Raw genomic sequence first — 26,305 nt, forward strand, 5'->3', positions numbered from 1 at the left:
CCTTTCTGTACACGGTTTCCTTACTTTCTCATCTGTATCGGCCGATGTCTAGCTGCAGCAATACTGTCTGCAGGCTTGAACGAACCGTTCTGCGAAAATCGGATTTGAGTAAAAATGGATATGCGGGTATCCTGCAAATAAATTTTCCTTCATATGAATGCATTCCCAAAAGCGTCTTCCATCGGGCTTCACTGCCAGACAATCTGCACCGTTATCCGTGCTGTCCCAATAATGAAATTCGTGGCCCCGCAGAATTTCCCCTTTTTTGAAATACTTTCCGTCCCTTTGTGCCTGCAGCTCAATATATCCAAACCTTACCAATTCCTCTTTCTGGACGGCCTTTCCAGGGATATTTCCTGTCATCGGATACAGCCCCCCGTCTTTTCCCTCCATCTCTTCATGCAGGTACATAAAACCTCCGCATTCAGCCAGACAGGGAATTCCCCTCTCTACTGCCTGATAGACCTCTTCACGCATCGCTGCATTTTCTGAAAGTAACTCTGTATAAAGTTCTGGATAGCCGCCGCCTAAAATCAGTCCTTGAATCGCCTTTGGCAGAGACCTATCGCTAAGAGGACTGAATTCCACCAATTCACAGCCCAGCTTTTGTAAGAGCTCCAGATTATCTTTATAATAGAAGCAAAATGCTTCGTCTCTGGCAATCCCGATTCTGATCAAGCTGTCCTTTCTTAAGAAAGCTGCATGCTTCTTTAACTCCCTGATTTCTGTGGTTTTGTTCTCTGTGGTTTCGGTCTCAATCTCTGCTTTCCTGTCCTCTGACTGCTCTCTTTCCAATGGCTTTTCTACATTTTCCTGGCCTGCGATCTTCAAAAGCAGATCCAGATCCACCGTTTCTATCAGAATCTTTCCTGCTTTTGTAAGCTGTTTTTGGATTCCTTCTATTTCCTGGGGAGTGATCAGCCCGAGATGTCTGCTCTTAAGACCGAACACCTCATCCTCCGGTACATATCCAATCACAGGAATCTGATATCCGCGCTTTCCCAGTTCATCCTCGATCATCTTTTTCAGTCTCGGGTAGAGCATGGCAGATACCCGGTTCAGAAGAATCCCCTTAATATGACTGTCCTTTCGAAATTCAATCATCCCCAAGATCAGCGGCATCACAGTAAGAGCCATGCCCCGGCATGGTACGGTAAGAATCACGGGAACATCCAGGGTCTTTGCCACATCGTAAGAGCTTGCCTTCTCCGAAGGCAGGCTCATTCCATCATAATACCCCATGACTCCTTCGATCACGGTCACATCTGTCTGACTTGTATGCTCTGCGAACAGCGTCTTTAATACCTCTTCCCTGCAAAAGTAAAGATCCAGGTTCTCAGATGGAATCCTAAGGACCTCCCTGTGGAACATCGGGTCTATATAATCCGGCCCGCATTTGCAGGCGGAAACACTCATCCCTTTCTGCAAAAATGCAGACATCAGGGCGCAGGAAAGAACTGTCTTACCGCTTCCGCTGGATGCCGCCGCAATCAGAAATCTCCGATTTTCCATCCTGCTGCTCCTTTCCCTCTGTGATAATATACACAGGATTCAGTCCCGTCATCATATGATATGCTCCCAGCTTCTTAGACCGGGATGCCATGATCTGTATGATCTCCGGCTCCTCTAGGATGCCTTCCCTGGCCGCCTCCATCACCTCTTTCACGGTTTCCAGGGAAATCGCATTGAGGACGATTCGGACCTCTGGATTCTTTTCCTTCACACAGGTGATGATTTCTTTCAAATTCCCGGAACTGCCTCCAATGAACACATGCGTTGGAGGCTTTAATTCCTTGAGAGCCTCCGGGGCCGTCCCTTCCACGATTTCAAGCCAGTCACAAAGAAACTTTCTCTTATTCTCCCGTATCATGCTCACGCCTTCGGGATTCTTCTCGACTGCGTACACCTTGATGCTCCCCGACTGCACGGCTGCCTCTATAGAAACAGAGCCCGTCCCGGCTCCCACATCGTAGAGCACTGCATCCTCTGTGAGCGCAAGCTTGGCCAGACTCACCGCCCGGATCTCTGATTTTGTCATAGGGACCTTTCCCCTGATAAACTCCTCATCCTCAAGATGTCTGTAAATACGCCTGTCAGGTTCGGGGTTGTATATATAGGCCACATCTAGCCCTAAGCATTCCTCCGGGCGAAGTTCCCCGGCTTTTTTGTGCAGAATTACTTCATCCTCATAGGAGAGCTGGCTTCCGACCCAAATTTGTGTCTTCTCCAGCCCATAATATCGGATTTTCTCACAGAACTCTCTGGCCGTGTCTCTGTCACCCAATAACAGGAAGGTCTTCTCATGGGTCGCTATAGCATGGATATAATTCTGTTTTCTCCCGTGAACACTGACCAATGCGGCATCCTCCCAGGATATATGAAGCTTTGCAGCCAGATAAATGATGGAACTGATTCCTGGAATCCGCTCCACCTCATATTCTGTTAGTACCTCCTCCAGCTTCTTCGCACCACTATAAAAGCCGGCATCCCCTGAAAGAACCACTGCAATCTTGGCAGCATTAGAATGAGTCACGATATAGTCCTTGATTTCCCCGGGCTTATACGCAGCCAAAACTGGCTTATTGAACTCCTTTACAGCATCCAGCATCCGCTTGGCCCCGATGATCCGGTCACAGGATTCTAGTACCTGTTTTGCCTGGATGGTCAGAGAAGCTTCTGTTCCCATCCCGATTCCCACCAGATAGATCCTTTGTTTTTCTTTACACATTTCGATATCCTCTTGGCGTCACCATTTTCCCATTGATCTCCATTGTCTGTTCATTACCGATAAAAACGGTGGTGAACATGTCTACTTCTGTATCCTTTAACTGACCTAAGGTCATGATATGGGATTTTTCTCCATCCCTGCCGATATTTCTCACCGTCCCACAGATGGTATCTGGGGATTTGTATTCCAGCATCATCTCACAGGCTTTTTTGAGATAATCTCTGCGCTTCTTACTGGATGGGTTGTAAAGGCAGATGACAAAATCGGCCATCGCGGCTGCTTTAATGCGCCTCTCGATTTTCTCCCATGGTGTCAATAGGTCGCTTAAACTAATGACCGCAAAGTCATGCATCAGGGGTGCCCCCAGTACCGCAGCTCCGCCGTTGGCTGCGGTGATCCCTGGCACGATCTTAATATCCACATCCGGGTATTCCTTTCCTGTCTCGTACATCAGTCCTGCCATCCCGTATACTCCGGCATCCCCACTGCAGATCATGGCTGTATCCCGCCCATTTTGTGCTTCTTCCAGTGCCATTTTACAGCGTTTTACTTCCTGTGTCATTGGCGTAGTCAGAAAGACTTTCTCTGGATACTGCTCTTTTACCAGATCTACATATACTGTATATCCCACAATGACCGGACAGCGTTCGATCACTGCATGAGCCTCTCTCGTCATCTGCTGGTCAGCTCCGGGACCAAGGCCTACTACATATACTTTAGCCATTTTCTCTTCCTCCTTCGGATGCCTGCCTGAATTCTGTCGTAAAGGATGGATTGTAAAGCTTGGACCGGTCATATTCTCCGTCCAATGCCCTGCCGACTACAATCAAGGCAGTCTTTGTAATGTTCTCTCTCTTTGCCGTTTCAGCAAGACTCTCCACCATGCAGCGGCACACCTTTTCATCTGGCCAGGTGGCCTTGTAGACGATTGCCGCCGGAGTGTCTTTTGGATATCCCCCCGCAATCAGTTCCTCCTGAAGTCTTGGGAGCATTCCGGTACTTAAAAAAATGACCATAGTCGCCTGATGTGCTGCAAAGCTTCTGATGGATTCCCTTTCCGGCACCGGAGTCCTGCCTGCCATCCTGGTAATCACCACAGACTGGGAAATTCCCGGCAGAGTGTACTCCGCATCCAATGCAGCCGCTGCCCCGCAAAAAGAGCTGACTCCAGGACAATACTCATAAGCAATGCCCTGTGCGTCAAGCGCATCCATCTGTTCCCGGATAGCCCCGTACAGACAAGGATCACCCGTATGCAGACGCACTACTTTTTTACCTTCCTTTTCTGCCCTGACCATCACATCCAATACTTCCTCCAGTGTCATAAGCGCGCTGTTATAGACTTCACACGTCTCCTTTTTTACATCCAAAAGTGCAGGATTTACTAGACTTCCTGCATATACGATCAGGTCCGCCTCCTCCAAATATCTCTGCCCTCTGACTGTGATCAGATCTGCCGCTCCTGAACCGGCTCCTACAAATGCGATCATATCTTTTTTCCTCCTGCTTATATCGATGTACTCTTCTTATCCTTGATGATCATCAGAGAATAGTAGCCTGCATCATCCGGGATTTCCTCCACTGTAGTGTAGATCTGCTCCCCACTCATCCCACAGTTTTCCACCATCCTGACATCCAGACCCTTCTCCTTCACCGTCTGTTTCACATAAGGCATCTTCTTCCCCGTTTTCATCAGCACCTTTGTCCCGGGCATGCCCATACTCTCCTCGATTTCATAGGAAGCGGGAATCACATGCAGCTCCTCCCGATTCTCTACCAGCCCCATGTCAAGTCTGGCCGCTGCCGCACAGAAGGAGGTGATTCCTGGAATCAGACTGGTCGTAAGCCCCCGCTTTTTCAGTCGTTTATGTACATACAGGCAGGTCGAATATACCGTTGGATCGCCCAGTGTGATAAATGCCACCTTCTTTCCCTGCTCTATGAGCTGTGCTGTAAAATCGGCGCATTGGTCGTGAATCTGCTTTAACGTTTCCTTCTCCTTCATCATCGGCATGGGCAGAAAAAGCTTCGCCTTATCCGCTGCCTCCGGTACCGCAGGGAGCACGATCTGATAAGCCGTACATTTCTCCAAAAGTCCGGCATAAGCACTCACCGTTTTCGCCTCCTCGTAAACTGGTTCCTTAAAATCAGGAGCCGACACAGCGACCGCAAGGACCTCGCACTCCTGAATCACCCTGACTGCCTTTAATGTAAGGAGTTCCGGGTCTCCCGGCCCGACTCCGATTCCATAAAACATCCCTTTCATGATTCGCTCCTCTCCTTCTGTATGTGTTCCAATAGTTCCTGTGTATCCGATGTACTTCCCAAAATCCCTTCCTCCACGGAAAATACAATGGCCCCGATTTTTAAATGTTCCCCGGCCCGATATTTGAGATAGAACTCCAGCTTTTCCATGATGCTCTCCATCACATCCAAGAGAAGTCCTTCTGCCTTTAAGATTTCTACCGCCTCCGTGGTCGTAAAACAGTCCATCAGCTTTTTCACAAGCTGCATGGATGCCCCATTTAAGGCTGCATGGGAAGCAAAGACCTCCATCCGGCAGTCCGCCTGCCGGGAGTGCGTGTTCATCACACCTGCCGCCAGCTTCACCAACTTCCCAATATGCCCGATAAAAAGGATTCCTTTCATCCCCAAATTGACCGCATCATCTATCGTCTCCCCAATATAATTACTACATTTGACAGCCATCTCCCCGTCATACCCGAGTTTTTGTGTCAAAAAATCACTTCCATAATTGCCGGGAACGACATAACACCAGTCATGTCCGTTTTCCTTGAGCATCTTCATCTCCAGGAAAATCGTATCGGTCAGCGCTTTCTCGCTCATCGGCTCTACGATTCCGCTGGTACCAAGGACCGAGATTCCTCCCTCGATTCCCAATCGTGGATTAAAGGTCTTTTCTGCAAGCTTTCTGCCTCTGGGAATGGTAATCAAAATATCCAGTCCGCCTGCATATCCCCACTTTTTCCTCTGAGAATCCACGGCCTCTAAGATCATTTGGCGGGGCACCCGATTGATGGCCGCCTCCCCGATCTTTTGTTCCAGACCTTTTTTTGTAATCCTGCCGACGCCCTCGCCGCCATCCAGAAAAAGTCTGCTGCCTTCACATCTTTTGACACTGGCATAGATGAGAATACCGTCTGTGACATCGGGATCATCCCCGCTGTCCTTGCGGATGGCACAGGTGACAGCCTCCGGAGAGATCCGAATATCCTCGATTTCCAGGTAAAGCCTGATTCCCTTCGGAGTCATCAACGATACCTGCTGTATCACTTCCCCGCCAAGAAGCATACTGGATGCCGCCTTTGCCGCAGCAGCGGCACAGCTTCCTGTCGTGTAACCTGTCCTAAGCTGTTTTTGGTCCTTCCAGACAAGCTGCCCTTGTGTCCTCTGTGGGCCTTTTTTGGCCGTCTGCTGATTCTCCATGCCAGTGCTCCTTTCTCTTGATACTTCTTCCTACATGACTGCCTCAATATGCTCAATGTAAATATTGCGGATTCCGCGCATTTCTCCCAGTCCTTTGATGACTGCGTTTACCTGGTAACCAGCATCCTCCAGCTCTGTTTTCCAGGAATCTTCTTCCCCTGCCATATCGTTTTTTGCATGATCCCCTGCTACCAGCATGAAGGGCATCAAAGTCACCTTCTCTGCACCGGAGATTTCCAGCTTCGTCATCACATTCCGAAAATCTGGGAAGCCCTCCACGGTTCCAACTAATACCTGATGATACCCCAAGGAGTGAAAGGTATATTCCAGGGTCGGATATGCGGAATTTGCATGATGATCCGTACCGTGCCCCATGAGGATAAGCATCTCCCCTTCCTCTAAATCAACTTCTGCCATCATGGCATGAATGGCTTTCTTGTAATCATCCACACTTGTTAAAAGCGGCCGTCCTACACGGACCTTCTTAAAACGGTCGGTGTATTCCATCACGTCACACATCATTCTGTCATTCTCGATTCCATTGATGATGTGGGTCGGCTGCACAATTACCTGCTCGATTCCGTCCTCTGCCATCTGCTCCATGGCTTCCTTGATTGTAAAGAAATGCAAATTCTGCGTCTTTTTCAACTTTCTAAGAATCATCTGGCTCGTGAAGGCCCGATAGACCCGGTAGTCCGTAAAGGTATCCTGAATCTGCTGTTCGATCTTATCAATATTTTTCTCTAATGTATCCAGATGGCTGCTTCCAAAGCTCACCACCAGAATTGCTTTCTTAGTCTCTGTTCTCTTCTCCATTCTCTTCCTCCTGCATATACATCAAAGTCTGTCCCTGCTTGGTTATAGGCTTTTAGATGCCCCGCTGTCCTCAATATAACGTTCCAGTTCTGCCATACTGACAGGCGGTCTTTTTCTCTGATTAAGGATTCCTTTTTTCACCAGTTGTTCATATAATCTAAGAACTGCAGGCTCCTCCTGATTCGTCATCTTTAGTGCCTCCTGATTGGTGCATACCGTGACCGGGTCCGCCTGCATCAAGACTTTTCCTTCATGCATAAGGACGATTTCATCTGCCCAGGCCAGGGCATAATCCATATCATGCGTTGCCATCAGGATCGTGATTCCCTCTCTTGCCAGACTCTCTACAATCTGATTCACCATCTTCGTATGTTTTGCATCCAATGCTGCTGCCGGCTCATCCAGAATGATCACCTCTGGATGCATGACCAGAATATCCGCTATGGACACTTGTTTTTTCTGCCCGCCGCTTAAAGCATGGGCAGGACGGTCCCGGAAGGGGGTGATTTCTAAAAAGTCAATCACCTGCTCGATTTCTTTTCTGACCTCATCCTCTGGAAGACCTAAATTCATCGGGCCAAATGAGATTTCCTGATAGACACTGGCTGAAAAAAGCTGATTATCCGGGTCCTGGAACACGATTCCCACTTTTCCCCTTAGATCTAACAATCCCTTTTTCGAATAATCAATTGGTCTTCCATGAAAAAACAGGGTGCCGCTGTCCGGTCTGTAAATTCCATTACAGCAAAGGAAAAACGTCGATTTTCCACAGCCATTCGCTCCCATAAAAGCCACTTTTCTGCCTCTTCTTATTTTCAGACTAACGCCATTCAAGGAATGCGGACCGCCCTCTTCATACGTATAACAGACATCCTTAGCCTCGATTATAATATCATCTGCTTCCGCACCCATCACATCTTTCCTCCTATCCAAACGGCAAGCAATATGAACTCATAGAGTATGATCATTATTACTTCCTTTTTCTTTACAGGATGCTGCACACTCAATACCTTGATTTTCCCGTCATAGCATCTGGATTCCATCGCGTCATACAGCGCGTTGGACCGTCTCAATGCCCGGATGAAAAGCCCGGCCCCCATCTGTCCGAATGACTGAATTGATATTTTTAAGTTCCGGTTGCCGAGTCTGGACTTTTGAGAGACCATGATCGACGATGCCGTCTCCATCAGCACAAAGATAAAACGGTATATCAGCATCATTAATTCTATCATGATTTCTGGGCAGTGCAGTTGATCCAACACATCCAGTATATCCGTCATTGTGGTGTTCAAGGATAAAAAATACAGACAAGATACACTTGCCATTGCTGTCCCGATCAATTGCATCCCGAACCATAACGATTCTCTGCTTCCTGTGATAAAAAAGGTGCCCACTGGCACAGCATATGCGTCCAGTGGGACCCTCGAGATATTTACAATGACAGCAAGAGTGCTTAATATCAGAAATGTAAATGGAACAGCCAGCAGACGTATATACCGCCCAAATGAGATTCCACCCTTTTTTACCACCAAAAAGCCATTCACAAAAAAAGCGATTGCGGCAATCAAAAAAGAGCGGCTGATAATGCAAAACAAAAGTGTCACCATGGAAAACACGAACTTCTCTCCTGCATTCACATAACGAAGCTTTGAACGATAACAAAGCTTATCCACTACAATCATATCTTGCTCCTCTCCGGCGCCTTCTATTGTGTCTGGTTCTCTCTATTCTCCCAGTCTTCTGCTTTTTTCTGCCATTTCTTTCTCTCTACCAGGCGGCCCATCACAAAAGCGACGATTCCTACACCAATGCCTGTCTGGAGACAGAACAATAGGCTCTCTACCTCTCCTGGAAGTTCTCCGCCAAGGGCGGTTTCTAAGACCGGAGTAAACCATGGAGTATATTCTTTTCCCTGGATTTCTTCTACCATCACGCTTCCCGCATCATCAGAGCCGCCGAACTCGGCACCTTTTCGTACAAACAGTGGGACTACTGCAATCAATATGGCTATGCACAGCAAAAGAATTGTGGTCTTCATATTCTTACTCATCCTACTTAGCCTCCTTCATAAATCCGATTGCCTTTAGTTCTGGTTTTGCATAGGATTCCAGAGCCATCACCATGATGACCGTGAGAATCCCCTCGATTACAGCTAGTGGAAGCTGTGTGGGTGCGAACACGCCTAAAAACTTCACGGCGGATGCAGCGACCCCGCCAGCTTCTGAAGGATACGCAAGTGCAAGCTGAATACTCGTCACACAATAGGTAAACAAATCTCCCAGGCAGGCTGCAAGAAATACGGATACCTTCCTGTTGACTTTCAGTTTTGTACAAAATTTATAGATTCCGAATGATAACAGAGGTCCCGCAATAGCCATGGAAAATGTATTTGCTCCCAGCGTAGTAAGTCCGCCATGTGCCAGCAGAATCGCCTGGAACAAAAGAACGATGATTCCCAGGATACTCACGGCTGCCGGCCCGAACAGGATTGCTCCCAGCCCGGTTCCTGTCATATGGGAACAGCTTCCTGTCACAGACGGAATCTTTAAGGAGGAAATCACAAAAATAAATGCTCCTGCCATCGCAATCAGTGTTATCGATCTGCGGTTCTCTTGAATTCTTTTTTTTAGGGAAATAAAACCGGTCACTAAGAAGGGGACACAAATAACGCCCCACGCAATGCAAAAACCAGCCGGAAGGTATCCTTCCATAATGTGCATTGCATTGACGGCCGGTGTGACAGCAAACATCACAGCGAATGCGATGGATGCCTTAATTAAGACCTTTTCTTTTCTTGTCATGCTTCTTTCTCCTTTTTGTGTTTTTCTGAAAATACTTCAGGTTCACCACAAAATCGAAAAAAGATCCGCGGCAAACACCTGATCATATTCCCGTAATCGTCCAAATCCATTTAAGAGTGGGTGTTCTGACTCAGGTATCTTCACGATATTCCGCCTTCCCATAGGAAAACCCTACAGTGACCTAATGGAATACCGCTCCTCCAATACAGCAACGGGTATTGTGCAGGATTCCCACCTGCTTCCCCTGCCATCCATCTGAATGGCTTTCTCTTAAACTGTCTGCCGGATTTGAATTTTCAGCTTCATTTATCAGCTTGATAAATTTTACCACATTCCAGAGGATTATGCAATCCAGACCGAATGTAACTATAGCGCTACACTTCCTCAAAAAACATATAATCCATATAAAATTCGTTGAAATCTTTATCGTTGGACAGCCTGATTTCCTGTGAAACACTTCGAATCGACTCGATTGCTTCCTCTGCATCTTCATTCATCAGTCCTGCAACTGCCCCTTTGAGACAACTGTTCCCCACTGCCTGAATCTTACCTTCACATTCCTTGGGAAGCAGGCCGATTCCGACTGCCTTTCTGATATCCAGTTGATGACCAAAGCCTCCTGCAATATAGACTGCCCCTATATCCTCATAGGTAATGCCATATCTTAAAATCAAGGTCTCCAGGCCTGAGCGCACTGCCGACTTCGCCAATTGGAGCTCTCTGATATCCTTCTGGTAAAATCCGATTTCCCGGCCGGATGCATCCATTGCGAGACGGTAACCATCTTCAAAATAGTCCTCCTCTAAGAGTCCGGTCTCATCCATCAGCTCCTCTTTCAGCAGCTCATATGCAATCTCCACGACACCTGTCCCACAGATTCCAGAAACAGGCTGATCCAGGATCGTCTTTAATTCTGCCTTTCCTTCTTCTATGACAGCTTTGCAGACTGCCCCTGGTATACTCCCCGTTCCGCACGTGATATTGCCGCCCTCAAAAGCCGGACCTGCCGCTGTAGAGGTTACATAGATTCGGTCCTGATTGCCCACTGCCATCTCCCCATTGGTTCCCAGATCGATCAGAACAGATGGCTTCTCTCGCTTCTCAAAATCCAGCGCATACAGTCCTGCTGTAATATCTCCGCCTACATAAGTCGAGATTCCAGGATAAATACAGACCTCAAAGTCCTCCTCTAAGTCCTGTGCATATGTTCCCAGCAGTTCCTTCACCGTAGTCTTTATGATCTCCAGGTTCACCGGGGTAAATGGAAATACCCCCAGTGTCTCACAGGAATATCCCATCAGCAGGTGAACCATCGTGGTGTTCGCCCCGATGATCATCCTTTCGATTCCAAGCTTTCCGTGAGCAGTGAGCTTGGAAATGCCAGTCATCAAATCCTTTTGGATGCTCTCTTTGAGTGCTTCTCTTTTTCCATTGTTGGAGGCATCGATTCTGCTGATCACATCCGCTCCATAGGCTCTCTGCCTGTTCATTGCAGTAAAAGTCTCAACAACCTGTGCATCTGCCAAATAAATCAACTGCATGGCAATGGTGGTCGTCCCAATATCCACTGCGATTCCGTATGTATGATTGCCCTTTTCGATGCTTTTCGTATCTGGCACCGCACTGTCTTTGCTTCTGCCGCCAAAATCTGTCAGAACTGCAAACTCTTTTTCCTGAGCGCAGTCCAGAGTAATCACAACATCTCCCTTCGCATATGCACGACAGGCCAGGCGAAAGCCCTGGCTGATTTCACTGGTGGAAAAGAACCTCTTGTCCTCCTTAGACGGCTCTATCTCACCCTCCAGTACTTGAATCCTGCATTTTCCACAGGTTCCCCGTCCGGCACAGACTGCACTTAAAAAGATACCATGCTCCGTAAGCATCTCCATCAGCGTCTGGTCTTTCCTTCCTGTGATTTCAATAATACCGCCCTGTACACCTGCTGCCTTTACAGTCACTTCTGGAATGTCTCGAAGCTTACAGGACAGGTTCGGACATTGGCTGCAGTCATGTTTAATATGGAACCGCTCTATTTGATCATCCAAAAGATAGACCTGGCAGGTCGTCTTCACCGGGTCATACATATAACTCTCTTTGATTCGAATCCCCGCCAGATTTTCCCCGTCCGTGACTTCCAGAGCCTTTTTCTGTACTTCCATGGAAATATCCTGAGGCGCTTCCAATCTGCGCATGACACCGCGTTTTTTCTCCCTGCACAGTCGAATGACCACCTCCGAAAGGAGATGGTCCACCTGGAACAGATAGTCATCTGCCATAGCATCCGCCAGCATTCCGCCGAGATAATCCCCCGCGGTAAATAACTCCGTTATCCACTGACTGATTCTACCGCCTATGGAGGTAATACAAAAAAGTGCTTCCTTTGATTCATTCCCCGCTCCCTCGATCTGGAATTCTTCCACACTTTCGAACGCCAGAAGAGCCACCGGCTCCATCTTTTCATATACCGCCGGCAGCATCTCTTCGTATTCTTCGGTCACTTCCTCATAAATCGGGCTGTCTTTATGACAATCTATCAATTTCAATACATTTTCTTTACATATTTTGATGTCAAATTCTTTTATAATCATCTCGATGTCCTTGCTTCGATCCATATCCGGTAATTGCAACAAAAATGCAGCCTCATCTGGTATAGGTGCATTTCCTTTGCCCCATGTGACCATGAATCGCTATTTTTCTTTACTGAGCACTGCCTGTTTTGCGACCTCCGCTGCCGTTGCTGCATCTGGTGTGTAGTAATCCGCCCCGATCTGCTGTGCAAAGCTGTCGTTGACAGGTGCTCCGCCTATCATCACAATGTATTTGCCGCGAAGTCCTTTTTCATTTAACTGGTCAATGCAGTCCTGCATCCTTGGCATCGTCGTAGTAAGAAGTGCGGACATACAAATTAAGTCTGCCCCTATTTCCTCAGCCTTGTCAATGAAAGCAGTTGGCTGAACGTCTACACCAAGATCATAAATTTCGAATCCGGCGCCCTTAAGCATCATAACGACAAGGTTCTTACCGATATCGTGCAAGTCTCCCTGAACCGTTCCGATGACGGCCTTGCCGACCGGCTCATTTCCAATCTCTACAAGCTTTGGCTCCAGAACAGACAGACCTGTGTTCATTGCTCTTGCTGCAACCAGGACTTCTGGTACAAATACTTCATTATTTTTGAACTTTGCTCCGATAATCATCATTCCTGATAACAGGCCTTCGTTCAAAATCTCTTTTGGGTCTATCCCCTCATCCAGTGCCTGCTGTACTAAGGCCTTCACATTTTTTGCTCTTCCTTTTTGCAGAAATTCTGACATTTCCTGAATAATAGACATCATTTGATTCCTCCAACTTCTGTAATATCGCCGCTTGGCTTTTCCTGGGTCTAATTTTATCTTCTTTCTTTTTTCGTTTCTGGTAATTATTTTGGAATCTTTGTATAAATATTTTTATTTTAAATTCGCTTAATTAGGGAAACAGATTTCCCTTTTTTGCCCATAATGTGATAAACTTACTTTACACAATAACACCACTCTAATATTACGGAGGAAAGAGCTTGAAACCTTTATTATATTCCATTGTACCTGAGGACACGCTCAAAGCCATGACAGACACATTCTACGCATGTATGCAGATTCCGATCCAAGTCATTGATGAGCAGGGAGAATTTCTTGCACAGAGCGGACAGATGTCGAATTTCTGCCGATGTTTCCAAGATTATCTGCCTGCTGGAGATACCTGTGAGAAGATGCATATCCAAGCCAGTAAAAGGGCGATCACCCTGGGGGAGCCTTATATTTTTGCCTGCCATGCAGAGCTGAATCATATCGTATTCCCGCTGATCAGCAAAAAGACCTTCCTGGGTTCTATCCTGGTCGGTCCCTTTCTGATGGATTCGCCTGACTCTATTCTGATTTCCGATATTGCCAAAAAGTATCATATCGGGACGTCTAAGGCCCTGGATCTGTATGACGAGACCGCCAGTATCCCCATCGTCCCGCCCGCTAAGGTCAACTATATCAGCAGGCTTCTTTACTATATGTTCGCCAACTTAATTGATGAAAGTAAGGAGGTACTCAAACAGAATAATCAGAAGCTTGTACAGCAGTCTAGAATCAACGAATCTATCCAGAGATATAAGGAGGAAGAAATCAGCACCAATTCCTATCCATACGAAAAGGAAAAGGAACTGATCGGCAAAGTAAAGCTGGGAGATATCGGACAGGCCAACGCAATCCTCAACGACCTTCTCGGCTACGTTCTCTTTTCCGAGGGAAACAGTCTGGATATCGTGAAGGCCAGGGCCATTGAGCTGTGTTCCCTTCTCTCCAGGGCAGCGATCGAGGGCGGTGCACAGACCGACAATATCCTAAAGCTGAACAATCACTTTTTAAAGAATATCCAGCAGGTCGATACCATGGAGACCCTTTGTTTTAAACTTCAGGAGATCGTAGAAGCGTTCACGGAAAGCCTGTTCCATTATATTCCTTCCCAGAACAGTGAATTGATCAAAAAAGCTATGATCTACATCTCCAAGCATTTTAATGAACCACTGACTCTGGAGGATGTTGCCGCACAGGTTCATCTGCATCCTTCCTATTTCTCTACCATGTTCAAACAATCTACAGGCTCTTCCTTCAAGGAATACCTGAATATGGTGCGAATCGAGGAAAGTAAGCGGCTGCTCTCCAATACGGATTTTTCAATCATTGATATCGCGGTCGCTGTGGGATTTGAAGACCAAAGCTATTTTTCAAAAGTATTTAAAAAGTACACCGGTCTGACACCGAAGCAGTTCCGGTAACCTGTGAATCAGAGCCATCCCCACTGTGGACACCAGTCTTACAAGGCTGCCGCCTTTTCTTGAATCAGCCCCAGGGTTTCCTGCGGGCTGATTCCTTTTTCCTCTGGTCTTGTAATCACGATCAAACTGGCCCCTGTCTCCCTCGCCGCCTCTGCCTTTTCTGCAAAACCACCGGCCTTTCCTGATTCCTTCGTCACAAAATACTTTGCGCCGGAATAATTCAGCATTGCGATATTCATCTCTTTGCTAAAGGGCCCCTGCATTGCAATCAGGCCAGGCCCCTTAAATCCCAGAGCAGTACTCTCTTCCACGGCTTCCTTTGTGGAAAGGACTCTCGCACAACATCTTTCCTGATAATTTGCAAGCTCCGTGTAAAGCCTTAACTCCTTGCTTCCTGTCGCAATAAGTACTTTTCCCTGTGTCCCTTTGAGGTACTCGACGGCTTCTCTTACGGAGCCTACCCAAATGACATGTCCATACTCTCCTGCATCTAACGCCTGCGCTTCTCTAAGACAACGGATATATTCCACACCACAGTCTTTGCAGGCACTTATGATATTCTCTGTGACTGCCCTGGCAAAAGGATGAGTAGCATCCACTACCAGATTAATGTGATGCTCTCCGATAAAGTGAATCATTGCCGCAGAATCCATTCGCCCGGCTCCTGTCTGGATATTTGCTCCTGACTCCGCACATTCTTTTCCATATTCAGTTGCAGTGCTTACATAAACATACACCGGAAGCTCTTTTAAAGCCCGGACTAACTCCCTGCCTTCTGTGGTACCTGCAAATAATAGAATCCTTATGGCCGCATCATTTACCATGTCGCGTCGATTCTGCATTCTCTTTTCCTCTTTTCTGTAGTTTCGTTGGAAGGATGCTGTCATCAGATGATTTCTAAATTTCTTAAAAGGACAGGCTTCTCCTTCGCGCAACCAAAGCATATGTACAGCCGTCTGCACATATTTTGGGCTGTATCAGTGCCCCTTCCTGACAGGCAAATACAGCCGCCCTTTCACAGACATTGTCTACCCCCGTCGTCTGTTCCACAAATGCAGAATGGCTGCTGACTGTTTCTATGGTCTTGAGCTCTTCTGCCGAAAATACATAGAACGGGACTTCATATGCTTCTGCAAGTGCGAGAATGCCCTCCTCATCCTTCTTTAATTCAATACTTGCAAAGGCCTCGATCTGTCTTGTATGAATATGGTTCTGTTCAAGCACCAATGCCAGTCCACTCTCTAACTGCTCCCTTTTGGTTCCTCTGCGGCATCCAAGCCCAACCACGATTCCCGGCTCTGCGTACAGTCTAAGAATGCCCGGAATCTCCTGACATGGTGTCCTGGTCAAAGGAGTACCATGGACCGGCCCGGTCGCAGGTGCATCCCGAAGTGTAACAGCGATTCCATAGGAGTATTTCTTGAGTTCTTTGATATCCTGGCACTGTTCTAACTCTTCCGGCATCTTTCCTGAGATTGGCAGACTGCTGTAAAATCCTATTTTTTTCCCCTCCAGAACGGCCGCTGAAATCGCCTTGGCCAGACCTCTGTCCGTAATGCACATCCCATTCTTTCCGGCAAATACATCGACTGCGAACTTCTCCTGCACATCCGTGGCCGTGGTGATCACTGGCACTGCACCCGTCCAGGCTGCCAATTGTCTTGCAAGCTCTACGGCTCCTCCCGCATGTCCTGACAAAAGCGGAATCACAAACTGCTCCTTCTCATCCATAACGACAACGGGAGAATCCGTGAACTTATCCCTGACCCATGGTGCAATATACCTGACCGCGATTCCCGATGCTCCAATAAAAATGAAGCCCCTTTTCCCCCAGAATTCCCCGATCCATTCCCGGATGTTTTTAGGCAATGGCTCAAGCCCGGGGGATTTCTCAGCAAAACGTTGTGTACTGTAGCCCTCACAGGGGATACCTTCTTTTTGAAACCTTTTCTTTAAGGCAGCATTGACGAGGCTGCCTGACTCTGTAAAACTAATGATGGTAATTCCTATTTTCTTCTTCATGGCTGTATTGTAAGTAATATTTCCATGAAAGTCAAGACAGGGGGCTGGCTTCCATTTCCTCCGGCTGCACCTGCCATTCCCGAATCTCTCCACAGGCGATTTTCTCTCCGCTGTCCCCGGATGGCTGAGTCCTAAAATCATCCGGCTGGCTATGGATGATCACGGTCTTGCCCACCACCTCTTCAGGATAGAAGCGTCCAGTATAGACTGCATTCCATGCTGCACCGTGAGTCGAAAGAAGAGGGGGAAGGTCTCCTGCGTGCTCCGGGTGGGAGGTACGCATCGGGTTAAAGTGCATTCCTGTATTTGGAAATGCCTCTGCGCCGTCACCCATGCAGCTTCCTCCCTCATGAATATGGAATGCAAAGAATTTTCCGATATCCTGCTTTTCCTCATCCGGCAGTCCGTAGATTTCTGCCATCACGATGGTTCCTCCATACACCTCAAAAAAATATACAATACCATGTATTTCCGGATACTCTGCTGAACCTGCTATCTCTGCATACGCCTCCGGCATTCCGTTTAATTTTTCTACCATAACATCATCCTCCTTCTGCACAGTATATGCCAAAGACATAGAAGATGTTCGTGTATCATGCAATAACGTTCATAAAATCCCGAATCTGAGACTCCGAACGAACTACTCTTATTTCTCAAGCAGCAGCCAATTTGCACGGAAGGGCCGCATCAAATTCCAGTATCCCACCCCCATAAGCTCAAATTCCTTCGCCATATTCAGCTTTGCCTCAATACTCCTGACATCCTCGAACCAGACCTCATGAAAGATTCCATCCCTCACATAAGTAAAATGAGGACTCATCGATATTTCATCAAACTGAATCGCTGCTCCATTTTCCACGGCGATCCGTACCGCCTCCACATTGCCGATCAGTCTTGCTTTTGTGATTCCTCTCTCGTATGGCAGCGTCCAATCATATCCATAATTTGGAATTCCCATCAATATCTTTTCCCTTGGAATTTCTGTCAGAGCATATTCCACCACCTCGCGGACTTTATTCAGCGGTGCCACCGCCATAGGCGGACCATAAGTATACCCCCATTCATAAGTCATTAAAAACACATGATCCGCATTTTCCCCCAGGAGAGCATAATCCATCCCTTCATACAACAGTCCCGGCTGGTCCGCTGAAGTCTTCGGTGCCAGTGCGACGGAGACCTGATACCCCTGCGCGTTCATCCGTCTTCGCAGTCTTCCCACGAACTCGGCATATCCCACCCGGTCTTCCGGCAGGATGTACTCAAAATCCACATCTACCCCCGCAAAACCCTTCTGTTCCACTGTTTCCAGCAGATTCATGATCAATCGATCCTGGACGTCCTGATTCTCTGAAAGCACCTTCACCAGTTCATTATTAAAGGTCCCCTCTGAAAATGGCGTCAGTACCAGTATCGGTTCCACCCCCTCCTCATACGCGGTCTCTATCATCCACGTATCATCCAAAAGAGGCGGCACCAATTCCCCTTCGAACGTGAAGCCATAAGAAAAAATGAGCAGTTCATTGATTGCCGGAAAGGCCTGCTCCAGTATATATGGCTCAACAAAGGGATATGCATATCCTGTGACATACATATCCCCTCTGATACTCCCGGATTCCCCAGGCGGTATAATGAGCAGTGCCTGCCCGACAGCGAGCTGATCCTGATTCATCAACTGATTGTCATATGTAATCTTCCACATAGGAACTCCGGTCTGGTCTGAAATGGAGAACAAGGAATCCCCGCTTTTTACAACATATATGATAAAATCACCCCCTATGCAATAGCATATGAGGGTGATTTTCATTTTATGACATAAAACAATCCTGCTTCTTTTCACTCAATACTCTCGCAAGAGTAACTTTGAGCACATCCACATCTACCGGTTTAGCGATGTGGGCAGTCATTCCGGCCTCCCTGGCCGCCTGAATATCCTCGGCAAATGCATTCGCCGTCATCGCAATGATCGGAATTCCTGCCGCATCATCACGACATGTCTGGCGAATCACACGCGTTGCCTCATATCCATTCATCTCGGGCATCTGGATATCCATAAGAATTGCATCATATGTTCCAGGTTCTGCATCCCGATAGGCCTTTACCGTCTGTACTCCATCACATTTGACCGTAGATTGGGCGCCATGCATGGCAAGCAGCTCTACCAGGATTTCCGCATTGATCTCGTTATCCTCTGCAATCAGAAAATGCCGCCCTTTAAATATCTTATCTGTCTCCAGACCTAATAAAAGTTCCTCCTCAACGGGCATTCCCGCCTCTACATCATCCAGGTAGTCACAGTTTAGTTCTACCTGAAAAGTAGTCCCATGATGTACCTGGCTTTCTACAGAAATCGTTCCTCCCATCAGGTCCACGAGTCCCTTTGTAATACTCAGCCCCAATCCAGTCCCTTCCACCTTTGCTGCACTGCGGCTTCGGGTAAAGGGTTCGAACAGATGCTTTAAAAATTCTTCTGACATTCCGATTCCAGTATCCCGTACCGTGAACCGGTATCTTACCCTCTTTTGCTCCTGATCCACAGACACCTCCTCGGCAAGAAAGCTGACCTTACCTCCTTCTGGAGTGAACTTGACCGCGTTGCTTAAGATATTCAAAAGAATCTGGTTGATACGCAGGGAATCCCCGTAAAACTGTTTATGAATGACCCCTTCGCTTTTGACCTCGAACTCGATTCCCTGTGTTTTGGCCTGAGGTGCCATGATTGCCGTTAGCTGATTCAAAAGCTCCGTCATCGTAATCTTCATCCTGCCCAGCGTAATGGAGGCGCGCTCGATCTTGCTCATATCCAGAACATCGTTGATCAGGCTTAACAGATGCTTAGAGGAAATCGATATCTTTTTAAGGCAGTCCTCTACCCGCTCTTGATCCTCAATATGTGCGAATGCTAATGCCGTCATTCCCATGATGGCATTCATCGGAGTACGGATATCATGGCTCATTGCAGACAAGAATTCACTCTTTGCCTGATTGGCCTCCTCGGCAAGGGCAAGCGCCTTCTCCAAAGCGGTCTTCGCTTCGCGTTCGGCCGTCAGCATATCTGTTACATCAGCCCTCACAAGGCAGACTGTCGTGTGGTTCGCATCGCCCCAGAGCACATTGATCTGTTTGTATCGGTATCCATTCTCAGAATAATAAGGGAATACAAAATCATACCCGGACGGCTTTTCTTCCAGCCTCCTGAGCATCGTCTCCAACCGGAACTGCTCCTCGGCCTCTTCTCTTCCACTTTCCGTTCCGTAATCCGATGCAAACCTCGCTGCTGACTTGTCATAGTCCTCCAATATATACGGCGGAAGATTTTCCAGGACCGTCTCCCTTGTATACATGGTCAGCATCCTGCTGTTGACATCAATAAATCCTGCCAGCTCAAAGGTATATGCCAGCATGTTCAACATTCCCTGCTGCTCCCGCACAGAAGCCGTCACATCCGTGCGAATCAGGCAGACTCTTCCCAATCTGAGGTCGACAGCAGATACAGTCATCGTTTTTGTGCGGATGTCTCCATTTTCATTGAACAGACTGAATGAGAAGGTGTATGCTCCCTCTGTTTTTAGGCGCTGGTAAATATTCTCAAGCTTTAGTGCATTCCTGTATTCCTCACGGTCCTTCGGTACCACCATATGGCTGGCCATATACTCCATCCGTTCAGAATGGATTCCATGCTCCTGTGGAACACAGTCAGCCGCTTTATTGCGGGCCAGGATCGTATAGGTATCCTCCTCAATATTTAAGTCGAGGACAAAATCATAGCTTGTTACAGAAAGCTGATGCAGGATACGGTCCGAAATCGTCTGCTCGGTAATATCTGTTACGGTCAGGATACCTGTAATATCTCCGGTATCCGGCGTCTCCACAAGATTGACCGTGAACTGGACATACCTGCCCTTCTTTTCCTTCGGGACCTTAATGAAGCACCTTAAGATCTGTTCCGTATCATTCCTTCGAAAAGCCGCGAGTGTAGGCTCATTCAAATACATGTCCAAGAATTTTTTGCGTTCCTTATCTTCCACGACCAAGGTCGATACCCCTGTAAAAAACTCTTCCCTCACATATCCAAAGGTCTCCAAAAGCTTAGAATCCGTGTGATCAATAATCTCCAGAATCCGGTTCTGTGTAATATTACAGTGGCCAATGATCAGAGCATTGGGATCAGGAGTTCGGTAATGCTGCAGAATCAGATCCTTATACTGCTGTCTAATTCGTTCCTGCTCCTCCCGCTCTTTTGTCATATCATGGTAAACTGCATAAAAACGTCCGTCTCCGCCTTCGTTCTGAATCAAAGTAAAAGTGCTCTTTACCCAGAGATAATTATCCGGCCCGCTCTTTAGCCGGTAGATTGCTTCACATTTACTGCCGCCCTCTTGAATATAGGCCTGTATCTTTGCTTTCAGGGCATCCTTATCCGCCGGATGAACTCCTGCCATAGCGTCCTCTCTGTACAGCGCCCAGGCCTCCTCCTGACTCATCTGAGTCATCGCCATAAAGCCCTCTGATAAAAATTCCGGGGTCATGCTTCCATCTACCTGATAGCGCATAACAGCTACCCCTCCGGGCAGATTCTTTAAGACTGTCTGGAAATACTGTTCTAAACGCTCTTTTTCCTTCCGGTTCCTGACCTCCTCTGTAATGTCCTTCACATATTTAAGATAAGCAGGAATCCCGTTCCAGTCTGTCTCACGGAAACGAGTGCTGTAATAACGGTCTGTTCCGTCCACTGCCATCTCATGGTTCTTCCCATCCGCTTTGTGAGTCCTCAGCGTACAGAATTCACAAGGTCGGTCTTTTCCATATAAAGCCTTATAACATTTTTGTCCTACACTGACGGACTTTCTGTCTTCATTCTCTTGCGGCATGTTCACATAAAGCAGGTCATAATTTTGTTTTCCAATAATATAAATTCCATCCACGGTCTCGTTCACAATACTCTGGAACAGCCGTGTCTCTGATGACATTCCTGTAAATACTGCATAAAACCTGGTGGACTCCGCCAACGGCCCCATCCTGCGGCCATTCAAATGTATCCAGATCAAGCTGCCATTCTTATGGTACATGCGGTAAGAGACATCCAGGACCTCTCCGCTTATGACAGCTGATTTTGCAGCCTCAAGGACCCGTTCCCGGTCCGGTTCATATATAATATTCAGAGCATCTTCTCTGACCATCTCTTCGTATTCTTTCCGCGTATGACCAGAAAGTGCCATCACACCATCGGAGAAAAAGACCGGGATGAACCTCTCTCCCTCCACCCTATAACTGGCAATCCCGCCCGGAATAGAATTGATCAGATGATCCTTTTCAAGCTGTATCTCCTTTAAATCCGTAATATTATGGAAAACACAGTGCAGAAGCGGATATCCATCCTCTTCTCCGATCCATTTGATCCGCATACGCACCCACACAATATGACCATCCCTGTGCTGCTTGCGGAATTCAATCTCAACAGGTTCATGTGTCTGAATGACCTTGCCTGCTGTATTCCTGACCATGTCCTGGTCTTCCCAAAAGATTCTTTCCGACGCATCTGTATCCATCAGCTCTCTATATTCCTCCACTGTAAATCCGGTCATTTCCGGTATCCCGTCCGAGAAATATACGGTTTCAAACTTATCCGTAGCCTTATAAATGGCAACACCGCCGGGGATTGCATTGATGATATCCTGCATCTCTCCCTGGATGAGAGAATCCTTCTGTATCATGCTTATTCCCCCTTTTTGAGCTGTACCCTCAAATCATCCGCCTTCTGGAATTCATCTTTGATTACTTCATACATTTCCTGATAATCACTGCGCTCTTCTCCAGCTCTAAGCGGCTCCAAAATTGTACAAACAGAAGTAAATAGTGGGGCCAATCCCATATTTCCAACGACTCCCTTCAGCGTATGTGCTGCTTCAAATGCACTTTTCATATTCCCCGCCTCAAGGGCTTCTCCTAATTTCTGCATATTATCGTCTTGGAAAAGCATGTCTAAAAACTTCAGATACATATCTTCCTTGTTCACGAACCTTGCCATAGTAGCCTGGTAGTCTCCCCCATAGGCTTCAAAAATAGTACGAAACTGTGACATTACTCAGACCTCCTTTCCATAAATAAAATCATATAAAATCTGATAAAGACGGTTTGGCTCGATCGGCTTCGCCAAATGTGCATTCATGCCTGCCGCCTTGCTCTTTTCGATATCGTCATCAAAAGCGTTGGCCGTCATCGCTATGATCGGTACGGACTCGGCATCCTTGTTGCTCAGATGTCGAATGTTCGCTGCCGCTGACAGACCGTCCATGATCGGCATTCTGATATCCATCAGGATCGCATCATAATAGCCCTCTTCTGATTTACCGAACAGTTCCATTGCTCTAAGGCCGTTTTCTGCCGTATCCACCTCAAAGTTCCTGTTCTTAAGCAGCATGACCGCAACCTCAGTATTAATCATATTGTCTTCTACTAACAGTACACGTTTTCCCGTGAAATCGTATTCAATCACTTCTGTCTGCTGCTTTTCCTCTTCTTTCTTTCCCAATGCCCTCGAAAATGCAGAAATCAGGGAAGACTTGAACATCGGCTTGCTCATCAGCAGATTCACGCCCGCCATTTTCGCCTCATGTTCAATGGAAATCCAATCATAGGCCGTCATAATAATGATGGTCACATCCGGTCCGACGATGCTTCGTATCCGGCGTGCAGTCTCGATTCCATCCATCCCCGGCATCTTCCAGTCTATGAGGATCATGTCAAAATATTTTCCTTCATTGTAAAGCAACTGTACTCTGTCCACTGCCTTGCGCCCGCTATCCACCCACTCTGCCTTGATTCCCATCTCTTCCAAGGTCACGACAGCACTCTCACAGACTGCTACATCATCATCCACGACCAGAGTCTTTAGATGTGAGAAATTGTACTGTTGTTTCTTCTGGGTGTGGCGCTGCTTCTCTTCCTCGGTGATTCCAAGCTTTACATCGATCGTAAATTCAGTACCGATTCCTTTGATGGAACGGACCGTAATCTTCCCATCCATCATATCCACGATATTCTTAGAAATCGCAAGTCCCAATCCAGTGCCCCCGTATAGAGCTGTGGTCCCTGTTGACTCCTGGGAAAATGGTTCAAAGATATGCGGGAGGAATTCCTCACTCATCCCGACACCGGTATCATTGACAATGAACCGAAGTACTGCATCATTCTTCGTCCTTCTGCGCTGGGAAGCTGAAAACGTAACCTTTCCACCTTCCTCCGTGAACTTGATTGCATTACTTAATATATTGATCAAGACCTGCTGAAGCTTCATCGCATCACCGATATAATAATCATCCAATATCGGATCCACAATACACTCGTAATCGACCCCTCTGCTGGCTGCCTGGGCATAACAGATGGAATTGATTCCATTTAAAAATTCCTCAGTAGGAATCTTTTCACTCTTTAAAAGCATCTTTCCACTCTCGATCCTGCTCATATCCAGAATGTCATTGATCAGAGACAACAAAAACCGCGAGGAAATTCCTATCTTCGAAATACAGTCTGCCACCTGCTCATCATCACCGATGGACTGTGCTGCGATCGTGCTCATCCCGATGATTGCGTTCATCGGAGTACGAATCTCATGGCTCATCCGGGAAAGAAAATCTGATTTCGCTGCATTAGCCTGCTCTGCTGCTACCAATGCGGCTGCGAGTTCTTCCTTCTGCTTCTGTTCCTGACGCACCACATCCGTCACATCTATCTGGGCAAGGCAGATCTTCTCCAATTCTTTACTGATATAGAAAACCTGGAACCGCTTCACCCGCGGTATTCCATGCCGGTCTTTTATTTCTGTGATAAAACTGAAAGACTCCTCTAATTCCAGTTGATGATGGATGTATTCATAGGACAGCTTCTTAAGATATGCCGCTCTTGCATGCACCTCTATGAACTGATCAGCGAACAGCCGGATATCCTCCTGGAATTTTCCTTGGGGAGGAATCGTATTCTCATCTTTATCGTAGGAAATCAATCGGTGTGTATCACTTATCATATCTACTTCTGCGATAATATCATAATCCAGCTCCGTAATCTTACTCAAAAGCTGTTCCTGAATCTTCTGTTCTGTGATATCAAAGGTGTAGAAAAAGCTGATCACATCTCCTGTCTCAGGATTCTGGTAACAGCGCAGGCTCGTACTTGCCCAAAATACACCGTTCCCATTTTTCTTCCTCAGGAATTCAAAATGATAATCTGACTTTCCCATGCCATAATCAGCCAGCACCTTTTCCCGCTTCAGCTCGCTTAATACCCTTTCACCATCCGCCTCTTCCACCGCCGATCTTGCCAGATTCTCGATGGTCTCCTGATAGGACGTGCCGACCGCAGCAACTGCGAACTCAGAGGAAGTCAGATAACTCTCCATCCTGTCCTGTGTCACATTCAGACGCCCCTGAATACTCCCTTCCGCCGAAGACAGCTCTGCAAAATAGGTCAGCTCCTTTTCGTAGAGCTCCTTCATATATTCCTGTCCATGCTTGGCATCGGTGATATCCACAAATACACAATAAAAATAGCGTTCCTCATCTGCTTCTGTAAAAAGCTGTGCCTTGATGGAGATCCATCTCACGGACCCATCCTTGCAGACCAGCCTTCTCTCGTCCTGCACCGTATTCCCACTTTTCAACTGGACATTCAACTTTTCTGCCAGCCCCGGCAGATCATCCGGGTACACAACCGCAGACAGACAATTTCCCTTGTCTTTAAACTCTTCCCTTGTGTAGCCCAGAAACTCGAACAATCCGTCATTTGCCTCTATCACAGAGAAAGCTTCATCAAAACGGCAGCGGAACACTGCACCCGGCACATTATTGTAGATGCGCATCACCTCGTCCTGTGCTCGTTTCTGCTCTGTAATATCAATACACACTGAAGTGACTGCCGGCCGGCCCGTCTCATCCTGTGCCATACGTCCGACATCGTGTACCCAGATATAAGAACCGTCCCTTTTCTCCATCCGGTATTCTACAACAAACTCGCCATCTCTTCCAAGTTGGTAACGTACCTGCTCCTCCACCTTCTGCCGTTCATCTGGATGGATACAGTTCATGATTTTCCCCTGAATCGCTGCGATAAACTCTTCTTCGCTCTCATACCCCAGATACTGAAGCATTCTCTTGTTAATAAAATAAAATGGGAACCCCGGCTCCATGTAACCGCCCATCATACCGCCTGCTAAAGACTCATTCAAGAACTCCTGGCGCTGTCTAATCACATTCTCAATGACCAGAGTCTGAGGATAATGCTCTTCCCCCTTCTGACTACTCCCCGGCTCCGCAATATGCAGGTTCTGGACTACCCACCGCCCATTCTCAGGCCTTAATATGAAGAAAAAACGCAAATGCCAGGTATATAACGTATTGATCAGCGCTATCTCCACTGCTGTCGTATGAATTCCCTCCGTCAATAGCTGCTCATGCAGAATCTGCATCTCCATCTGAAAAGGTCCTGGACTCTCCTGGATATCCTTCCGCAGATATTCTGTCATCTCTTCTTTGCCGTTGGCAATTTCTTTGAGTCCTGTCCCCACAAAATTAATATTCTCTGCCAGAAATGGCAGTATCTTCTCTAAATTACGTTCCCTGAACCATGCATCACAGAATGACATGACAGCCTGGCGTACCTCACTTCGTATCTCCATACCATTTCCTCTCTGTCCCGTAA

At 47.2% G+C, this 26,305-nt stretch carries 21 protein-coding genes and 1 riboswitch; of the genes, 1 reads left to right on the top strand and 20 read right to left on the bottom strand.

What is annotated here, in order from left to right:
• Window positions 1-48: 48 nt before the first annotated feature.
• The 13 genes from HGO97_RS23735 to HGO97_RS09485 all read right to left on the bottom strand — a co-directional run bounded on the left by HGO97_RS23735 (window position 49) and on the right by HGO97_RS09485 (window position 13,127).
• Entirely contained in the window at window positions 49-1,512 is a 1,464-nt protein-coding gene (locus HGO97_RS23735) for a cobyrinate a,c-diamide synthase (RefSeq protein ID WP_246597384.1), read from the bottom strand.
• Window positions 1,463-2,728, bottom strand: coding sequence for a precorrin-6y C5,15-methyltransferase (decarboxylating) subunit CbiE (gene cbiE, locus HGO97_RS09435; RefSeq protein WP_216241055.1), 1,266 nt, complete (start codon window positions 2,726-2,728; stop codon window positions 1,463-1,465). The genes HGO97_RS23735 and cbiE overlap by 50 nt, the downstream gene beginning before the upstream one ends.
• Complete coding sequence (gene cobJ, locus HGO97_RS09440; protein ID WP_216241056.1) at window positions 2,721-3,452, bottom strand: precorrin-3B C(17)-methyltransferase; 732 nt, start codon at window positions 3,450-3,452, stop codon at window positions 2,721-2,723. The genes cbiE and cobJ overlap by 8 nt, the downstream gene beginning before the upstream one ends.
• The gene (gene cobM, locus HGO97_RS09445) at window positions 3,445-4,218 is read right to left on the bottom strand and encodes a precorrin-4 C(11)-methyltransferase (protein ID WP_216241057.1); all 774 of its coding nucleotides are present in this window, start codon (window positions 4,216-4,218) and stop codon (window positions 3,445-3,447) included. The genes cobJ and cobM overlap by 8 nt, the downstream gene beginning before the upstream one ends.
• Window positions 4,219-4,235: 17 nt before the next feature.
• The gene (cobI, locus tag HGO97_RS09450) at window positions 4,236-4,994 is read right to left on the bottom strand and encodes a precorrin-2 C(20)-methyltransferase (protein ID WP_216241058.1); all 759 of its coding nucleotides are present in this window, start codon (window positions 4,992-4,994) and stop codon (window positions 4,236-4,238) included.
• Entirely contained in the window at window positions 4,991-6,175 is a 1,185-nt protein-coding gene (gene cbiD, locus HGO97_RS09455) for a cobalt-precorrin-5B (C(1))-methyltransferase CbiD (protein ID WP_216241059.1), read from the bottom strand. Before cbiD ends, cobI begins: the two co-directional genes overlap by 4 nt.
• Window positions 6,176-6,205: 30 nt before the next feature.
• Window positions 6,206-6,991: a sirohydrochlorin cobaltochelatase gene (locus HGO97_RS23740; RefSeq protein ID WP_246597385.1), complete on the bottom strand. Its 786-nt coding sequence runs from the start codon at window positions 6,989-6,991 to the stop codon at window positions 6,206-6,208.
• Window positions 6,992-7,033: 42 nt separating this feature from the next.
• On the bottom strand, window positions 7,034-7,903 hold the full coding sequence (locus HGO97_RS23745; protein WP_246597386.1) for an energy-coupling factor ABC transporter ATP-binding protein: 870 nt from the start codon (window positions 7,901-7,903) through the stop codon (window positions 7,034-7,036).
• On the bottom strand, window positions 7,903-8,673 hold the full coding sequence (gene cbiQ / locus HGO97_RS09465) for a cobalt ECF transporter T component CbiQ (RefSeq protein WP_216241060.1): 771 nt from the start codon (window positions 8,671-8,673) through the stop codon (window positions 7,903-7,905). Before cbiQ ends, HGO97_RS23745 begins: the two co-directional genes overlap by 1 nt.
• 23 nt (window positions 8,674-8,696) lie before the next feature.
• Window positions 8,697-9,041 carry an energy-coupling factor ABC transporter substrate-binding protein gene (locus HGO97_RS09470; RefSeq protein ID WP_216241061.1) on the bottom strand — a complete coding sequence of 115 codons (345 nt, stop codon included), beginning with the start codon at window positions 9,039-9,041 and terminating at the stop codon, window positions 8,697-8,699.
• A 1-nt stretch (window position 9,042) separates the two neighbouring features.
• Complete coding sequence (locus HGO97_RS09475) at window positions 9,043-9,792, bottom strand: energy-coupling factor ABC transporter permease (protein WP_216241062.1); 750 nt, start codon at window positions 9,790-9,792, stop codon at window positions 9,043-9,045.
• A gap of 98 nt (window positions 9,793-9,890) precedes the next feature.
• Window positions 9,891-10,079: riboswitch (cobalamin riboswitch) on the bottom strand.
• Between the two features lie 87 nt (window positions 10,080-10,166).
• On the bottom strand, window positions 10,167-12,422 hold the full coding sequence (locus HGO97_RS09480) for an ASKHA domain-containing protein (protein ID WP_216241063.1): 2,256 nt from the start codon (window positions 12,420-12,422) through the stop codon (window positions 10,167-10,169).
• 57 nt (window positions 12,423-12,479) lie between these two features.
• Window positions 12,480-13,127, bottom strand: coding sequence for a corrinoid protein (locus HGO97_RS09485; protein ID WP_330641541.1), 648 nt, complete (start codon window positions 13,125-13,127; stop codon window positions 12,480-12,482).
• 218 nt (window positions 13,128-13,345) lie between these two features.
• Here HGO97_RS09485 and HGO97_RS09490 point away from each other — a divergent pair, with 218 nt between their 5' ends.
• Complete coding sequence (locus HGO97_RS09490) at window positions 13,346-14,593, top strand: PocR ligand-binding domain-containing protein (protein WP_216241064.1); 1,248 nt, start codon at window positions 13,346-13,348, stop codon at window positions 14,591-14,593.
• Between the two features lie 38 nt (window positions 14,594-14,631).
• On the opposite strand, the gene cobK is transcribed toward HGO97_RS09490, so the two are convergent.
• The 7 genes from cobK to HGO97_RS09525 all read right to left on the bottom strand — a co-directional run bounded on the left by cobK (window position 14,632) and on the right by HGO97_RS09525 (window position 26,282).
• Window positions 14,632-15,435, bottom strand: coding sequence for a precorrin-6A reductase (gene cobK / locus HGO97_RS09495; RefSeq protein ID WP_246597387.1), 804 nt, complete (start codon window positions 15,433-15,435; stop codon window positions 14,632-14,634).
• A 64-nt stretch (window positions 15,436-15,499) separates the two neighbouring features.
• A complete protein-coding gene (locus tag HGO97_RS09500) occupies window positions 15,500-16,615 on the bottom strand; it encodes a cobalt-precorrin 5A hydrolase (protein WP_216241065.1) in 1,116 nt (371 codons plus the stop codon).
• Between the two features lie 31 nt (window positions 16,616-16,646).
• Window positions 16,647-17,153, bottom strand: coding sequence for a superoxide dismutase family protein (locus HGO97_RS09505; protein ID WP_216241066.1), 507 nt, complete (start codon window positions 17,151-17,153; stop codon window positions 16,647-16,649).
• A 108-nt stretch (window positions 17,154-17,261) separates the two neighbouring features.
• Window positions 17,262-18,419, bottom strand: a complete 1,158-nt coding sequence (locus HGO97_RS09510; protein WP_216241067.1) for a glycosyl hydrolase family 18 protein — start codon at window positions 18,417-18,419, stop codon at window positions 17,262-17,264.
• Window position 18,420: 1 nt separating this feature from the next.
• Entirely contained in the window at window positions 18,421-22,326 is a 3,906-nt protein-coding gene (locus tag HGO97_RS09515; RefSeq protein ID WP_216241068.1) for a hybrid sensor histidine kinase/response regulator, read from the bottom strand.
• Window positions 22,327-22,328: 2 nt separating this feature from the next.
• Complete coding sequence (locus HGO97_RS09520) at window positions 22,329-22,694, bottom strand: Hpt domain-containing protein (RefSeq protein ID WP_216241069.1); 366 nt, start codon at window positions 22,692-22,694, stop codon at window positions 22,329-22,331.
• A gap of 3 nt (window positions 22,695-22,697) precedes the next feature.
• Window positions 22,698-26,282, bottom strand: coding sequence for a response regulator (locus tag HGO97_RS09525; protein ID WP_216241070.1), 3,585 nt, complete (start codon window positions 26,280-26,282; stop codon window positions 22,698-22,700).
• Between the last annotated feature and the right edge of the window lie 23 nt (window positions 26,283-26,305).

This window comes from Faecalicatena faecalis, from assembly GCF_012524165.2.
In the GTDB taxonomy this organism is placed as follows: domain Bacteria; phylum Bacillota; class Clostridia; order Lachnospirales; family Lachnospiraceae; genus Faecalicatena_A; species Faecalicatena_A faecalis.

What these genes read in the sequence shown, in the direction of transcription:
- HGO97_RS23735 (WP_246597384.1), bottom strand. Translation starts at nt 1,512, where the DNA reads ATGGAAAATCGGAGATTTCTGATTGCGGCGGCATCCAGCGGAAGCGGT.
- cbiE (WP_216241055.1), bottom strand. Translation starts at nt 2,728, where the DNA reads ATGTGTAAAGAAAAACAAAGGATCTATCTGGTGGGAATCGGGATGGGA.
- cobJ (WP_216241056.1), bottom strand. Translation starts at nt 3,452, where the DNA reads ATGGCTAAAGTATATGTAGTAGGCCTTGGTCCCGGAGCTGACCAGCAG.
- cobM (WP_216241057.1), bottom strand. Translation starts at nt 4,218, where the DNA reads ATGATCGCATTTGTAGGAGCCGGTTCAGGAGCGGCAGATCTGATCACA.
- cobI (WP_216241058.1), bottom strand. Translation starts at nt 4,994, where the DNA reads ATGAAAGGGATGTTTTATGGAATCGGAGTCGGGCCGGGAGACCCGGAA.
- cbiD (WP_216241059.1), bottom strand. Translation starts at nt 6,175, where the DNA reads ATGGAGAATCAGCAGACGGCCAAAAAAGGCCCACAGAGGACACAAGGG.
- HGO97_RS23740 (WP_246597385.1), bottom strand. Translation starts at nt 6,991, where the DNA reads ATGGAGAAGAGAACAGAGACTAAGAAAGCAATTCTGGTGGTGAGCTTT.
- HGO97_RS23745 (WP_246597386.1), bottom strand. Translation starts at nt 7,903, where the DNA reads ATGGGTGCGGAAGCAGATGATATTATAATCGAGGCTAAGGATGTCTGT.
- cbiQ (WP_216241060.1), bottom strand. Translation starts at nt 8,673, where the DNA reads ATGATTGTAGTGGATAAGCTTTGTTATCGTTCAAAGCTTCGTTATGTG.
- HGO97_RS09470 (WP_216241061.1), bottom strand. Translation starts at nt 9,041, where the DNA reads ATGAGTAAGAATATGAAGACCACAATTCTTTTGCTGTGCATAGCCATA.
- HGO97_RS09475 (WP_216241062.1), bottom strand. Translation starts at nt 9,792, where the DNA reads ATGACAAGAAAAGAAAAGGTCTTAATTAAGGCATCCATCGCATTCGCT.
- HGO97_RS09485 (WP_330641541.1), bottom strand. Translation starts at nt 13,127, where the DNA reads ATGATGTCTATTATTCAGGAAATGTCAGAATTTCTGCAAAAAGGAAGA.
- cobK (WP_246597387.1), bottom strand. Translation starts at nt 15,435, where the DNA reads ATGCAGAATCGACGCGACATGGTAAATGATGCGGCCATAAGGATTCTA.
- HGO97_RS09500 (WP_216241065.1), bottom strand. Translation starts at nt 16,615, where the DNA reads ATGAAGAAGAAAATAGGAATTACCATCATTAGTTTTACAGAGTCAGGC.
- HGO97_RS09505 (WP_216241066.1), bottom strand. Translation starts at nt 17,153, where the DNA reads ATGGTAGAAAAATTAAACGGAATGCCGGAGGCGTATGCAGAGATAGCA.
- HGO97_RS09510 (WP_216241067.1), bottom strand. Translation starts at nt 18,419, where the DNA reads ATGAAAATCACCCTCATATGCTATTGCATAGGGGGTGATTTTATCATA.
- HGO97_RS09515 (WP_216241068.1), bottom strand. Translation starts at nt 22,326, where the DNA reads ATGATACAGAAGGATTCTCTCATCCAGGGAGAGATGCAGGATATCATC.
- HGO97_RS09520 (WP_216241069.1), bottom strand. Translation starts at nt 22,694, where the DNA reads ATGTCACAGTTTCGTACTATTTTTGAAGCCTATGGGGGAGACTACCAG.
- HGO97_RS09525 (WP_216241070.1), bottom strand. Translation starts at nt 26,282, where the DNA reads ATGGAGATACGAAGTGAGGTACGCCAGGCTGTCATGTCATTCTGTGAT.